This is a genomic window from Streptomyces sp. NBC_01450, from assembly GCF_036227505.1.
In the GTDB taxonomy this organism is placed as follows: domain Bacteria; phylum Actinomycetota; class Actinomycetes; order Streptomycetales; family Streptomycetaceae; genus Streptomyces.
The window spans coordinates 8,709,943-8,724,091 of sequence record NZ_CP109480.1; the positions used below are offsets into that span (position 1 = coordinate 8,709,943).

The window sequence follows — 14,149 nt, forward strand, 5'->3', positions numbered from 1 at the left end:
CGCCGTCGTACACTGGACGGTCCACAGCAGGCCGGTTCCCCCTGAGGGAACCGGCCTTCTCGTCCCTCAAGGAGGTGCGCCAGGATGACCACTACGGTTCCCGCGCTCGGTACCCGTACGGCCGAAGGCTCAGCGCTGCAGGCCGTGCTCCTGGACATGGACGGCACCCTGGTGGACACCGAGGGGTTCTGGTGGGACGTGGAGGTCGAGATCTTCCGGACGCTCGGGCACACCCTCGACGACTCCTGGCGCCATGTCGTGGTCGGCGGTCCCATGACCCGCAGCGCCGGCTTCCTGATCGAGGCCACCGGGGCCGACATCACCCTCGCCGAGCTCACGGTGCTGCTCAACGACGGTTTCGAGGACCGTATCGACCGGGCGCTGCCGCTGATGCCGGGAGCGGCCAGACTCCTCGCGGAGCTCGCCGCGCACGAGATCCCCACCGCCCTGGTCTCCGCCTCGCACCGGCGCATCATCGACCGTGTTCTGGCCTCCCTGGGCCCGCAGTACTTCGCGCTGACCGTCGCGGGCGACGAGGTGGAGCGGACCAAGCCGTTCCCCGACCCGTATCTGCTGGCGGCGTCCGGACTCGGTGCCGAACCGGCCCGCTGCGCCGTCATCGAGGACACCGCCACGGGCGTCGCCGCCGCGGAGGCCGCGGGCTGCCATGTGGTCGCCGTCCCCTCCGTCGCACCGATCGTCCCCGCCGCCCGGCGTACGGTCGTGACCTCCCTCGAAGAGGTCGACCTGCCTTTTCTCCGTGGCCTGATGACGGAAATGCGCTAGGTGTTCACCCAGCGTGCATCATCGAATGCGTCGATAACCCCTGCGTATCCGCAGGTAAGGGCCTCGGACCTGGCGCGGGGAATTCAATCCGAGGCCGGATGGCCGAATTCCGGTACTCTCCCATCGAGTTAGCTGTGTGACGTTCGTCACCTGACGAGGGGTCGACATTCGGCCCGGCGTGTGCCGTAACCCCCTTTTCGGGGGTGGTCGACGTGTCCTTGTGTCCCGATTGGTGGAACGCTGCACTAATCCTTCCGCTGTCGGGTTATCGGTGCGTCCACGCCCGGTTTCGCAGCGTGATGGGAACTCAACTCCGGTCTCTGCGGGACGTCCTGGTGGTGCGGACTAATGTCGTCGCGAGAACCTCGCCATAACCCTGGTGACTCGCCCGCACCACCCCACGCATGGCGGGTACACGGACACGACAGCTCTGGAGAAACTCGAGCATGAACCGCAAGACTTTGGTGCTGCCGGCCGTTGTCGGCCTGCTCGCCCCGGTGCTCGCCGCGTGTGGCGGTTCCAACAGCGGGGGGAGCGGCGGCGATGCGATCGTCGTGGGCACCACGGACCGGTTCACCGCGTCGAAGGATGCCCCGGCTCCTCTCGACCCGGCGTACGCGTACGACGTCGGCACCTGGAACATCCTGCGCCAGACCGTACAGACGCTGATGGTCCAGCCCCGCGGTGACGGCGACCCCCAGCCCGAGGCTGCCGAGAGCTGCGGTTTCACCGACTCCGGCAACGAGCGCTACGCCTGCACGCTGCGCGACGGACTGAAGTTCGCCAGCGGTGACCCGATCACCGCCAAGGACGTGAAGTTCTCGATCGACCGCGCGATGTCGATCAAGGCCGACAGCGGTGTGTTCGCGCTGCTGTCCACCGTCGACACCGTGGAGACGCAGGGCGACAACCAGGTGATCTTCCACCTGAAGACCGCGGACGCCACCTTCCCGTTCAAGCTGTCGACCCCGGTCGCCGGCATCGTGAACCCGAAGGACTACGAGAAGGGCAAGCTGCGCGACGGCTTCTCCGTCGACGGCTCCGGCCCGTACACCCTCCAGGCCGATGTCAAGGACGACGCGGCCGACAAGCTCACCTTCACCAAGAACCCGAACTACAAGGGTCTGTTGAAGCCGAAGAACGACAAGGTCGAGATGCGCTCCTTCGAGAGCGCCGACGCCATGGGCGACGCGCTCAACAAGGGCGACATCGACCTCATGACCCGCGCGATGACGCCGGAGCAGATCACCAAGCTCGGCACCGCGGGCGCGGACAGCAAGGTCGACCTGGTCGAGATGCCCGGCCTCGAGATCCGCTTCCTCGGCTTCAACACCAGTGACCCGACGATGAAGAACAAGGCCGTCCGCCAGGCCATGGCCGAGGTGATCGACCGCGCCGCGCTCGTCTCCAAGGTGTACGGATCCCAGGCCGAGCCGCTGTACTCCATGGTCCCGGCCACCATCACGGGTCACTCCAACTCGTTCTTCAACAAGTACGGCGACCCGAGCGTCTCCAAGGCCACCACGACGCTGAGCAAGGCCGGCATCACCACCCCGGTGAAGATCACCCTGCACTACACGACCGACCACTACGGCGCGGTCACCAAGCAGGAGTTCGAGGTGCTGCAGAAGCAGCTCAACGCCAGCGGCCTGTTCAACGTCGACATCAAGGGCACGCCCTGGGCGACCTACCGTCCGGCCGAGCAGAAGGGCTCGTACGAGGTCTACGGCATGGGTTGGTTCCCCGACTTCCCGGACGCCGACAACTACCTCGCGCCGTTCCTCGACAAGGACAACACCCTCGGGTCCCCGTACGTGAACACCGCGATCCGCAGCACGCTGATCCCGGAGTCCCGCCGCGAGGCCGACCGCCTCACCGCGTCGAAGAGCCTCACCGACATCCAGGACAAGGTGGCCGACGACGTACCGCTCCTGCCGCTGTGGCAGGGCAAGCAGTACATCGCTGCGCGAGACGACATCACGGGTGCCGAGTGGGCGCTCAACTCCTCCTCGACGCTCCAGCTGTGGGAGCTCGGCCGCGGCGTGAGCTGACCGGTTCTCTTCGGGTGCCGGGTCCCGCGGACCCGGCACCGCCCGCGAGAACCCGCGCCTGCCTGATGCGGCGCTCCAGAGAAACCATGACAAGGCGTCACCCAGTGAACATGCGCAACCAGTGGCCAGTCCTGTCCGTCGCGACGGGGCTGGCCGCCGGTCTGCTCGCCGGATGCGGCTCGCAGACGAGCGACACCGGCAGCACCGGCTCCTCCCTGGTGATGGGGATGTCCGACGACGTCCTGGCCACCGACCCGGCGTCCGGCTACGACCCGGGGTCCTGGCTGCTGTTCGACAACGTCTTCCAGTCGCTGCTGAGCTTCCCCGACGGAGCTACGGAGCCGGCCCCCGAGGCGGCCAAGGAGTGCGCGTTCTCGGACGCCACGACCAAGATCTACAAGTGCACGCTCCAGGACGGCCTGAAGTTCAGCAACGGTGACACCCTCACCTCCGAGGACGTCAAGTTCTCCTTCGACCGCATTCTGAAGATCGACGACGCCTCCGGTCCGGCCGTCATGTTCCCCATGCTCGACACGGTCCGGACCCCGGACGCGAAGACCGTCGTCTTCAAACTGAAGTACGCCGACGCCACCTTCCCCAGCAAGATCGCCTCCGGCGCCGGGTCGATCGTGGACCACCAGCAGTACGCGGACAACGGGCTGCGCAGGGATGGCCAGGCGGTCGGCTCGGGCCCCTACAAGCTGGACTCCTTCGGCAAGGACCAGGCCGTCTTCTCGGTCAACGACAGCTACAAGGGCACCGCCAAGGTGAAGAACTCCGGCATCACGCTGAAGTTCTTCCACGGCGACCAGACCGCCCTGAAGAAGGCGCTGCTGAACCACCAGGTCGACATCGCCTACCGAGGTCTCGCCGCCGACGACATCGCGGACATCAGCGACGACACCTCCACCGGCAGAGGCGTCAACATCGTCGAGGGCACCAGCGCCGAGGTCCAGCACCTGGTCTTCAACATGGCCGACCCGGTCGCCGGCAAGCTCGGCGTGCGCAGGGCCATCGCCTATCTGCTGGACCGCGAGGCCCTGGTCGACAAGGTCTACGAGGACACCGCGACGCCGCTGTACTCGATCGTCCCGGCCGGTGTCACCGGCCACAACACGGCCTTCTTCGACCGCTACGGCGCCCGCCCCTCGAAGGCGAAGGCCGCCGCCGCGCTCCGGGCCGAGGGCATCACCGGCAAGGTCGAGCTCACGCTCTGGTCGACCCCCTCGCGTTACGGCCCCGCCACCGACCAGGAGTTCAGGGCGATCGCCCGGCAGCTCAACGCCAGCGGGCTGTTCGACGCGACCGTGAAGTCCGTCGCGTACGACCGGTACGAGAAGGACATCGCCAAGGGCGAGTACGGCGTGTACGTGAAGGGCTGGGTGCCCGACTACCCGGACCCCGACAACTTCACGACCCCCTTCTTCGGCAAGGGCAACGTGCTGAGCAACCACTACACGAACCGCACGATCACCGGTCGGCTCATCCCGAAGACGGCCGCCCAGAGCGACCGCTCCTCGACCGACATCGCATACGGCCGGATCCAGGACATCGTGGCCGAGGACCTTCCGGTCATCCCGATCTGGCAGGCCAAGCAGTACGCGATCGTGCGCGACGGCGTCTACGGCCTCGAGTACTGCCTCGACGCCTCGACGGTGTTCCGCTTCTGGGAGATCAGCAAGGACTGACTCCACCACCGCCGGTACGAACGCCGAGGGCGCCCCCTTCGTGGAAGGGGGCGCCCTCGGTCGTACACCTGGAGGAGCGGACGGCGAATCGGGGGTTACGGTTGTGCGCCCGGGCGCACCAACCCGCTCTCGTACGCGTACACCGCGGCCTGCACCCGGTCGCGCAGCCCCAACTTGGTGAGCACATGGCCCACATGCGTCTTCACGGTGGTCTCGCTGACAAACAGGTCGGCGGCGATCTCCGCGTTCGACAGACCGCGCGCCACCAGCTTCAGCACCTCGACCTCTCGCTCGGTCAGGGTGTGCAGCGTGTCGGGCACCGGCTCGTCGCCGGACGGGAGATGCCCCGCGTACTTGTCGAGAAGCCGACGGGTGATGCTCGGCGCGAGCATCGCCTCGCCCGCGGCGACCACCCGGATCGCCTGCACCAGCTCATTGGCCGGCGCGTCCTTCAGGAGGAAGCCGCTGGCCCCCGCGCGCAGCGCCTCCACCACATACTCGTCGAGGTCGAAGGTGGTCAGGACGAGCACCTTGGCCGGTCCGTCCCGGCCCGGCCCGGTGATCTGCCGGGTCGCCTCCACCCCGTCCATCCTCGGCATACGGATGTCCATCAGAACCACATCGGGCTGCAGCGCACGTACCTGATCCAGTGCCTGGAGACCGTCACCGGCCTCGCCGACGACAGCGATGTCCTGCTCCGCCTCCAGAATCATCCGGAAGCCGGTACGCAGCAGCGGCTGATCGTCGACCAGTAGGACGCGGATGGCCACGTAAGTCTCCTTGAAGGTCTGCCCGGCGGACCAGGCCGGAGTTGAGCAGCAGTGCCGGACAGGCCCTAGTCCCGCCCCATTCTGCCCTGCTCGGTGACACCTGATTCCGGCGCCCTGACCGGCAGCGGGTAGGGCGGGGGAGTACCGCCGAATTCCGGACATACCGCTTGGTGGTCGCACCAGCCGCAGAGCTTGGTGGGCCTCGGCCGCCAGTCGCCCGTCTCGGTGGCCTCCCGGATCGCGTCCCACAGGGCGAGCAGCTTGCGCTCGACCCGCTCCAGGTCCTCGATCATCGGGTCGTACGTCACCACGTCACCGCTGCCGAGGTAGACGAGCTGGAGCCGGCGCGGGACCACCTGCTTCAGCCGCCACACCACCAGGGCGTAGAACTTCATCTGGAACAGCGCACCCTCCGCGTACTCCGGCCGCGGTGCCTTGCCCGTCTTGTAGTCGACGATCCGGACCTCGCCCGTCGGGGCCACGTCGACGCGGTCGATGATGCCGCGCAGCTTCAGCCCGGAGTCGAGCCGGACCTCGACGGACAGCTCGCGCTCGGCGGGCTCCAGCCGCGTCGGGTCCTCAAGGCTGAACCAGCGCTCCACCAACTGCTCGGCCTCGCCGAGCCAGCGTGTCAACCGCTCGCCCTCGGGGTCGTCCGCGAACAGCTCCACGACCTCCGGCCGCGTCTCGCGCAGCCGGTCCCACTGCCCCGGAATGAGTGACTTGGCGCGCGGAGCCGTCCGCTCCGTCGCCGGGGCGTCGAAGAGGCGCTCCAGCACCGCGTGCACCAGCGTGCCGCGGGTGGCCGCCTCGCTCGGCTTCTCGGGGAGCCGGTCGATCACCCGGAACCGGTAGAGCAACGGACACTGCATGAAGTCGCCGGCCCGCGAGGGCGACAGCGAGTTCGGAGGCATGGCCGGGCGTGCGGCGGGAACCGTCGGCGCGTCCGTCGCCTCGCCCACGACGGCTTCGGCCGTGACGGCTTCGCCCACGGCGGCTTCGGTCGGCTCGGGCGGCACGGCGCCCCCGGTGCTGGTGTCCATACCCACAGACCTTACGGCCCGCCACTGACAGTGAGTGCACGGTCGGGGCTTGTGCGTGCTTGTGCGACAGAGCGGAAAACAGAGGGGGTGCCGGGGCGGAACGCGTCGCGACGGACGCATACCATCGACCCAGACCCCTCCTGCTTCGCATGATCGGGAGCGGGAGACGCTTCGAACGAGGGGACATCGTGGACGAGAGCGGCGGGAGCGGGCAGCCGCGGTCCGGCACCGACGAAGCGACCGAGCGCCACGGGGAGCAGCGGGCTCCCTCGGCCCCGGCCGCGGATGCGGGGCGCCCCGGACCGGAGCGCCCCGAGCACCCCACCGGGCCGACGTCACCCAAGGCCCCGGGCACCCCCGAGGCCGCCCCGTCCCCCGACGGACCCCACGACCACACCGACATCGCCCGCGGGACCGGGACGCACGACGACTCTTCGGGTGAGGCCGCGGGCGGGTCCAAGACGCCCGGCGGTTCCTCGGAAGAGGCCGACGCACTCCACGGATCCTCGGACGAGACCGGCCGCGAGCGCGCGGGGGAGCCCGGAACCGAGCCGCCCGCACACCCCCGTACCCTCGCCCACTCCGCAACCGACACCGGCACCGGCAGGACGCGGCCCCCGCGGCGGGGCCGGGAGCCCGGTGGCGGGCTGCTGATGGGGCGGCCGTTCGGCGTGCCCGTGTACGTGGCGCCCAGCTGGTTCCTCGTGGCCGCGCTGATCACCTGGGTGTTCGGCGGCCAGCTCGACCGCGTGCTGCCCGAACTCGGCGCCCTGCGCTACCTCGTCTCCCTCTTCTTCGCGGTCGCCTTCTACGCCTCCGTCCTCGTCCACGAGCTGGCCCACACGGTCGCCGCCCTGCGCTTCAAACTGCCGGTGCGCCGGATCCAGCTGCAGTTCTTCGGCGGCGTCTCGGAGATCGAGAAGGAGGCCGAGACCCCGGGCCGGGAGTTCGTGCTGTCCTTCGTCGGCCCCCTGCTCTCCCTCGTCCTCTCGGGCCTCTTCTACCTCGCCATGCTGGCCGTCGAGCCCGGCACGGTCCCCGGCGTGCTGCTGGCCGGCCTGATGATCTCCAACCTGATCGTGGCCGCCTTCAACCTGCTCCCCGGCCTGCCCCTGGACGGCGGCCGCATGCTGCGCGCCGTCGTCTGGAAGATCACCGGCAAGCCGATGAGCGGCACGATCGCCGCCGCCTGGGTCGGCCGCGCCCTCGCCGTCTCCGTCCTGATCGGCCTGCCCCTGCTCACCCAGTCCGGGGCGCTCGGCGCCACCCAGGACGACATCGGCGGCATGGACACGGTCACCGACGCCCTGCTCGCCGCGATCCTCGCCGCGATCATCTGGACCGGCGCCGGCAACAGCCTCCGCATGGCCCGCCTGCGCGAACACCTGCCCGAGCTGCGCGCCCGCTCACTCACCCGGCGCGCGGTGCCGGTCGAGACCAGCACCCCGCTCTCGGAGGCGCTGCGCCGCGCCAACGACGCCGGCGCCCGCGCCCTGGTCGTCGTCGACGCCAACGGCGAACCGCTCTCCCTCGTCCGCGAGGCCGCCATCGTCGGCGTACCGGAGCACCGTCGCCCCTGGGTCGCCGTCAGCGGTCTCGCCCAGGACCTCACCGACGGCATGCGCGTCTCCGCCGAGCTGGCGGGCGAGGCCCTCCTGGACGCCCTGCGCGCCAACCCCGCCACCGAGTACCTGGTGGTGGAGGACTCCGGCGAGATCTACGGAGTCCTCTCGGCGGCGGACGTCGAGCGGGCCTTCGTGAAGGCGATGGCGAGGCCCAGCTGAGCGCCCCCTCGGGGGCGCGGCGCCGTGACGTCGTGCGGCTCCGCCGCGTGGGCACGACCAGCGACGGCGAACCACCCGCGGTGTCCGCAGGTACCTCCCATGGTCGGCGCCCCGCGCCGGGACCGGTAGGCTGGTCACATGTCCGAACCGACCGGTGCCGCCCGCAGGCGCGGGCCCTTCAAGGTCGGGGACCAGGTTCAGCTGACCGACCCCAAGGGCCGCCACTACACGTTCACGCTCGAGGCCGGGAAGAACTTCCACACCCACAAGGGTTCCTTCCCCCACGACGAGCTGATCGGCGCTCCCGAGGGCAGCGTTGTCCGCACCACGGGGAACGTCGCCTATCTCGCGCTGCGCCCCCTGCTCCCCGACTATGTCCTGTCCATGCCCCGCGGCGCCGCCGTGGTCTACCCCAAGGACGCGGGGCAGATCCTGGCCTTCGCCGACATCTTCCCCGGCGCGCGCGTCGTGGAGGCGGGCGTGGGTTCCGGCTCGCTCAGCAGCTTCCTGCTGCGCGCCATCGGCGACCAGGGCATGCTGCACTCCTACGAGCGCCGCGAGGACTTCGCGGAGATCGCCCAGCAGAACGTGGAGCGCTACTTCGGCGGCACGCACCCCGCCTGGCAGCTCACCGTGGGCGACCTCCAGGACAACCTGTCCGACACCGACGTCGACCGCGTCATCCTCGACATGCTCGCCCCCTGGGAGTGCCTGGAGGCCGTCTCCAAGGCGCTCGTCCCCGGTGGGATCCTGTGCTGCTACGTCGCCACCACCACCCAGCTCGCGCGGACCGTCGAGTCCATCCGTGAGATCGGTTCCTTCAACGAGCCGACCGCCTGGGAGTCGATGATCCGCAACTGGCACGTCGAGGGCCTTGCCGTCCGCCCGGACCACCGGATGATCGGCCACACCGGCTTCCTGCTCACCGCCCGCCGCCTCGCGGACGGCGTCGAGCCGCCGATGCGCCGCCGCCGGCCCGCCAAGGGCGCCTACGGCGAGGACTACGTCGGCCCGAACGCGGACGGCGGCTCAGCCCGCTGACCCGACCGGCGCCCACGCCGTCGAGGTACCCAACGCACCACACCTGTGGCCGAGTTCCCGGAAGCACTCCGGGGCTCGGTCACAGTGCTTTCCCGCACCTGGGCCGCAGGACAGGTGCGCAACTCCGCCGCAAGCCCTTTCCGTTGACGCGACGCCAGAAGTCCGGACCCCGCCGTTCCACCTCACTGTGACGTGTGGCACCATGCTGGCCACCCCACCCCCACCGTCACGGCCCTCCCAGGAGACGCTCCTAGTGCAGCAATCCGTCGTCCCGGAACTGGCACATACCCACACCCGCCCCATCCACTGGCTCGCCACGGCCACCGCTCTGGCTGGAGTCGTCGCCCTCTCCTCGGTTCTCCAGCCCGGCTCCGCGACGGCGGCCCAGTCCGGTCCCGGGGGGAAGTCCGCCCCGGCCGCGACGGCACCGCCCCCGGACCCCGCGGGAGTCACCTTCCCGATCGAGTGCGGGCGCGCCAAGGTCCTCGTACAGAAGAAGGCGTCCGGAGACCTCGACGGCGACGGCAGCCCGGAGACGGTGGCCGTGGTCCGCTGCGAGGCGGGCATCGGCACCCCGCCCAACGGCGTCTACGTCCTCACCCAGGGCGGATCGGGAGCCAAGAAGCCCCGCGTCGTGGCCACCCTGATCGACCCGAAGGACCGCCTCAGCGTCACCGACTTCGCGGTGCGTGACGGCGCCGTCACGGCGACCCTGTTCGGCTACTCCTCTGCCGACGTGCCGAGTTGCTGTCCGGACGTGAAGGAGCAGGCCAAGTGGCAGTGGAAGAACGGCGCGTTCATCCGCTCGACACCCGCCGGGGCTCAAGGCGTATGAGAAGCATGTGAGAAAAGAGACATGTCGTGACGCGGAGTGCCGTTCAGGTCACTCCGCGTCAGGGCCGTAGATCTCCACCCTGTCCGAAACCCGACGTACGTGGATGCAGTCGCCCGGGCACTCCTTCGCGGAGTCGGCGACATCCCGCAGAAGCGTCAGCGGTACGGGCGTTGTGGCGCCCGGGGCCTGCAGGAGCTCGTCGTCTGCGCTTTTCACATAGGCCAGGCCGTCGATGTCCAGCTCGAAGACCTCCGGCGCGTACTGGGCACAGATCCCGTCCCCAGTACAGAGATCCTGGTCGATCCAGACCTCGAGGGCCTCGCTGTCGCCTGGGGCCTCCTGCTGCACGGTCATTTCTCCTGCCGTTTCCTGCGTCGAGCGATCCGCAGACTGGGGAATCGGGCCAGCTCTGACGGGTGTTGAACATGTCGACCCTACCTCCGCCCGCTTCCCGACCGTGTTCGGTGGGTATTCCCCTGGCGTGAGGGAGAGCGCAAGGGTGAAGATCGGACACACCCCGACAGTCTTTGTGATCTAGGGGTTTCAATCGACACCCACCCAGGTAGGGTCTGGAAGCGTCCAGCTCCCCTTGGAGGAGGTGAGGACCGTGGCAGCCCACGACGACGACATGAACCGCGGCATCCGCCCGGGACGAGGGTCCGATGACCCTGCCGGGCAGGTTGCCTACCTTGAGCAGGAGATCGCCGTCCTGCGACGCAAGCTCGCCGACTCTCCGCGGCACACGAGGATTCTCGAAGAGCGGATCGTCGAGCTGCAGACCAACCTGGCCGGCGTGTCCGCACAGAACGAGCGGCTCGCCAACACGCTCCGTGAGGCCCGCGACCAGATCGTGGCCCTCAAGGAAGAGGTCGACCGGCTCGCACAGCCACCGGCCGGCTTCGGTGTCTTCCTCACGGCGAACGAGGACGGCACGGCGGACATCTTCACCGGGGGCCGCAAGCTCCGCGTGAACGTCAGCCCCAGCGTGGAGCTCGAAGAGCTCAGGCGCGGCCAGGAACTGATGCTCAACGAAGCCCTCAACGTGGTCGAGGCCATGGAGTACGAGAGCGTCGGTGACATCGTCACCCTCAAGGAGATCCTCGAGGACGGCGAACGCGCCCTCGTGGTGGGGCACACCGACGAGGAACGGGTGGTACGGCTCGCCGAGCCGCTGCTGGACGTCACCATCCGTCCCGGCGACGCCCTGCTTCTCGAGCCCCGTTCCGGCTATGTCTACGAAGTTGTCCCCAAGAGCGAGGTCGAGGAGCTCGTCCTCGAAGAGGTCCCGGACATCGGCTACGAGCAGATCGGCGGCCTGGGGAACCAGATCGAACTGATCCGCGACGCGGTCGAGCTCCCCTACCTCTACCCCGACCTCTTCAAGGAGCACGAACTGCGGCCGCCCAAGGGTGTGCTGCTCTACGGGCCTCCTGGATGCGGCAAGACGCTCATCGCCAAGGCGGTCGCCAACTCGCTGGCCAAGAAGGTCGCCGAGGTCACCGGCCAGGCCACCGGCAAGAGCTTCTTCCTGAACATCAAGGGCCCCGAGCTCCTGAACAAGTACGTCGGCGAGACCGAGCGGCAGATCCGCCTCGTCTTCCAGCGTGCTCGTGAGAAGGCCAGCGAGGGCACCCCCGTCATCGTCTTCTTCGACGAGATGGAGTCCCTCTTCCGCACCCGTGGATCGGGCGTCAGCTCGGACGTGGAGAACACCATCGTCCCCCAGCTGCTCGCCGAGATCGACGGCGTGGAAGGCCTGGAGAACGTGGTCGTGATCGGCGCCTCGAACCGCGAGGACATGATCGACCCCGCGATCCTGCGCCCCGGACGACTCGATGTGAAGATCAAGATCGAGCGCCCGGACGCCGAGGCCGCCAAGGACATCTTCGCCAAGTACCTCACACAACGCCTCCCGCTGCACTCCGACGACCTCGGCGAGCACGGCGGGGACCGGGCGGCCACCGTCCACGGCATGATCCAGACCGCCGTGGAGCAGATGTACGCCGAGTCCGAGGAAAACCGCTTCCTCGAGGTCACCTACGCCAACGGAGACAAGGAAGTCCTGTACTTCAAGGACTTCAACTCCGGCGCCATGATCGAGAACATCGTCGGCCGCGCCAAGAAGGCAGCGATCAAGGCCTTCCTCGAGCAGAACCAGAAGGGCCTTCGGGTCTCCCACCTCCTCCAGGCGTGCGTGGACGAGTTCAAGGAGAACGAGGACCTGCCGAACACCACGAACCCGGACGACTGGGCCCGAATCTCCGGAAAGAAGGGCGAACGGATCGTTTACATCCGTACGCTCGTCACCGGAAAGCAGGGTGCGGACACCGGACGCTCCATCGACACGGTGGCGAACACCGGGCAGTACCTGTAAAAGACAGGGCGGCTGCGGGTGCCCTCCACGGGTACCCGCAGCCGACTGCTTTACGGGGCACGGCGGAGCGGAGCAATGACGCAAATGATCTCCCCACCAGCGCAGAGGCGTTCTAGGCTCTTTCGTACCGCCGAGTCGCGCGTTGCGGGGACGGGCACCGCACACGCACCGGAGCACCAGCGGTACTTGAGCAGCGCCCCCGACCGAGGGCGCCGCCGGGCAAGGAGGGCCGCATGACCGTACGGCGAGTAATGGGCATCGAGACGGAGTACGGGATCTCCGTTCCCGGCCACCCCAACGCCAATGCCATGCTCACCTCATCCCAGATCGTCAACGCGTACGCGGCGGCGATGCACCGGGCGCGCCGCGCCCGCTGGGACTTCGAGGAGGAGAACCCGCTGCGGGACGCGCGAGGCTTCGACCTCGCCCGCGAGGCCGCCGACTCCAGCCAGCTCACCGACGAGGACATCGGCCTGGCCAATGTCATCCTCACCAATGGCGCACGGCTGTACGTGGACCACGCGCACCCGGAGTACAGCGCTCCCGAGGTCACCAACCCGTGGGACGCCGTCCTGTGGGACAAGGCCGGCGAGCGCATCATGGCGGAGGCCGCGGAGCGCGCGGCCCAGCTCCCCGGCGCCCAGCCGATCCACCTCTACAAGAACAACACCGACAACAAGGGCGCCTCGTACGGCACGCACGAGAACTACCTGATGAAGCGGGAGACCCCCTTCTCGGACATCGTGCGCCACCTCACGCCGTTCTTCGTCTCACGCCAGGTCGTCACCGGAGCGGGCCGCGTCGGTATCGGCCAGGACGGGCACGAGCACGGCTTCCAGCTCAGCCAGCGCGCGGACTACTTCGAGGTCGAGGTGGGCCTCGAGACCACCCTCAAGCGCCCCATCATCAACACCCGCGACGAGCCGCACGCGGACGCCGAGAAGTACCGCAGGCTGCACGTGATCATCGGTGACGCGAACCTGTCGGAGATCTCGACCTATCTCAAGCTGGGCACGACCGCCCTGGTCCTGTCCATGATCGAGGACGGCTTCATCGCCGTCGACCTGGCCGTCGACCAGCCGGTGCGCACGCTGCACCAGGTCTCGCACGACCCCACGCTGAAGCGGCTCGTCACGCTGCGCAGCGGACGCACGCTGACCGCCGTGCAGCTTCAGATGGAGTACTTCGAGCTGTCGCGCAAATACGTGGAGGAACGGTTCGGGGCGGACGCCGACGACCAGACCAAGGACGTCCTGGCCCGTTGGGAAGACACTCTGAACCGGCTGGAGAACGACCCGATGAGCCTCTCCGGGGAGCTCGACTGGGTCGCCAAGCGGGAGCTCATGGAGGGCTACCGGCGCCGTGACAACCTCGACTGGGACGCGGCACGGCTGCACCTGGTCGACCTCCAGTACGCCGACGTACGGGCCGAGAAGGGCCTGTACAACCGTCTGGCGGCGCGCGGCAAGATGAAGCGCCTCCTGGACGAGCGGGACGTCGAGCGGGCCCGTACGAAGCCGCCGGAGGACACCCGCGCGTACTTCCGCGGGCGCTGTCTGGAGCAGTACGCGGACGACGTGGCGGCGGCCTCCTGGGACTCGGTCATCTTCGACCTGCCGGGCCGGGACTCGCTCCAGCGCGTCCCAACCCTGGAGCCGCTTCGCGGAACGCGTAATCACGTCAAGGAGCTCCTCGACCGCTGTCGTACGGCGGAAGACCTGGTCAGGGTCCTGTCAGGCGGCTGACCGGGCCGTCAGGGGCCTCGGAGCCCGGGCGG

11 protein-coding genes are annotated in these 14,149 nt (G+C 68.7%); 8 read left to right on the forward strand and 3 right to left on the reverse strand.

All coding sequences use genetic code 11. The annotated features are described in order from the left end of the window. Positions 1-84 precede the first annotated feature (84 nt). The 3 genes from OG568_RS38705 (at position 85) to OG568_RS38715 (ending at position 4,525) form a co-directional block, all read left to right on the forward strand. Positions 85-786: an HAD family hydrolase gene (locus OG568_RS38705; protein WP_266415923.1), complete on the forward strand. Its 702-nt coding sequence runs from the start codon at positions 85-87 to the stop codon at positions 784-786. 446 nt (positions 787-1,232) lie between these two features. Next, positions 1,233-2,837: an ABC transporter substrate-binding protein gene (locus tag OG568_RS38710; protein ID WP_329534900.1), complete on the forward strand. Its 1,605-nt coding sequence runs from the start codon at positions 1,233-1,235 to the stop codon at positions 2,835-2,837. Between the two features lie 104 nt (positions 2,838-2,941). Further along, complete coding sequence (locus tag OG568_RS38715; RefSeq protein WP_329534901.1) at positions 2,942-4,525, forward strand: ABC transporter substrate-binding protein; 1,584 nt, start codon at positions 2,942-2,944, stop codon at positions 4,523-4,525. 95 nt (positions 4,526-4,620) lie between these two features. On the opposite strand, the gene OG568_RS38720 is transcribed toward OG568_RS38715, so the two are convergent. After that, positions 4,621-5,295, reverse strand: coding sequence for a response regulator (locus OG568_RS38720; RefSeq protein ID WP_266415928.1), 675 nt, complete (start codon positions 5,293-5,295; stop codon positions 4,621-4,623). 65 nt (positions 5,296-5,360) lie between these two features. Beyond that, positions 5,361-6,338 (reverse strand): RecB family exonuclease, encoded by a 978-nt coding sequence (locus OG568_RS38725; protein WP_329534902.1) that lies wholly within the window; start codon positions 6,336-6,338, stop codon positions 5,361-5,363. A gap of 188 nt (positions 6,339-6,526) precedes the next feature. On the opposite strand from OG568_RS38725, the gene OG568_RS38730 reads away from it, so the two are divergent. From OG568_RS38730 to OG568_RS38740, 3 genes are all read left to right on the forward strand, one after another. Next, entirely contained in the window at positions 6,527-8,122 is a 1,596-nt protein-coding gene (locus OG568_RS38730) for a site-2 protease family protein (RefSeq protein ID WP_329534903.1), read from the forward strand. A 138-nt stretch (positions 8,123-8,260) separates the two neighbouring features. Continuing rightward, positions 8,261-9,163 carry a tRNA (adenine-N1)-methyltransferase gene (locus tag OG568_RS38735; RefSeq protein WP_329534904.1) on the forward strand — a complete coding sequence of 301 codons (903 nt, stop codon included), beginning with the start codon at positions 8,261-8,263 and terminating at the stop codon, positions 9,161-9,163. A gap of 253 nt (positions 9,164-9,416) precedes the next feature. Then, a complete protein-coding gene (locus OG568_RS38740; protein ID WP_329534905.1) occupies positions 9,417-9,998 on the forward strand; it encodes a hypothetical protein in 582 nt (193 codons plus the stop codon). Positions 9,999-10,046: 48 nt separating this feature from the next. Here OG568_RS38740 and OG568_RS38745 read toward each other — a convergent pair whose 3' ends face one another. Further along, positions 10,047-10,352, reverse strand: a complete 306-nt coding sequence (locus OG568_RS38745) for a ferredoxin (protein ID WP_266415940.1) — start codon at positions 10,350-10,352, stop codon at positions 10,047-10,049. Between the two features lie 253 nt (positions 10,353-10,605). On the opposite strand from OG568_RS38745, the gene arc reads away from it, so the two are divergent. Both arc and dop read left to right on the forward strand, forming a co-directional pair. Further along, entirely contained in the window at positions 10,606-12,372 is a 1,767-nt protein-coding gene (gene arc / locus OG568_RS38750; RefSeq protein WP_329370092.1) for a proteasome ATPase, read from the forward strand. A gap of 233 nt (positions 12,373-12,605) precedes the next feature. After that, entirely contained in the window at positions 12,606-14,117 is a 1,512-nt protein-coding gene (gene dop, locus OG568_RS38755; RefSeq protein ID WP_353961867.1) for a depupylase/deamidase Dop, read from the forward strand. The last annotated feature ends 32 nt before the right edge of the window (positions 14,118-14,149 follow it).